At 64.3% G+C, this 361-nt stretch carries 1 protein-coding gene; it reads left to right on the top strand.

Annotation, left to right across the window (positions count from 1 at the left end; genetic code table 11):
* A partial coding sequence (locus A6013_RS24710) for an AraC family transcriptional regulator (protein WP_373452511.1) occupies positions 1–361 on the top strand: 361 nt, incomplete at both ends.

Below are 361 nucleotides of genomic sequence, written 5' to 3'. Positions count from 1 at the left end.
GACGGCGGCCCGCTGTATATTCAGGATGGCCCCATCTGGACCTCCGGCGGCGTGAGTTCCGGGTGCGATCTGACCCTGGCGCTGGTGGATGACGACTACGGATTTACCCTCGCCCGCGCCGTGGCGCAGGATATGGTGATGTATCTGCGTCGCCCCGGCGGACCGCTGCAGTTCCGCCGCTATAGCCTGCAGCAGCCTGGAGCATCGGGGCCTATCAGCGAACTGCAAACCTGGATCCTGCAGCACCTCACCGCCGACCTGTGCGTGGAAAATTTGGCCGAAAAGGTGGCGATGAGCCCGCGCAATTTCACCCGGGTTTTTACCCGCGACGCGGGCGTCTCGCCTGCCCGTTACGTGATGG

It is taken from the genome of Enterobacter sp. IF2SW-B1 (assembly GCF_001743375.1).
Classification (GTDB): Bacteria; Pseudomonadota; Gammaproteobacteria; order Enterobacterales; family Enterobacteriaceae; genus Enterobacter; species Enterobacter bugandensis.
Note: the sequence above shows the minus strand (reverse complement) of the source record. Positions and strands in the feature narration are given on the sequence as shown.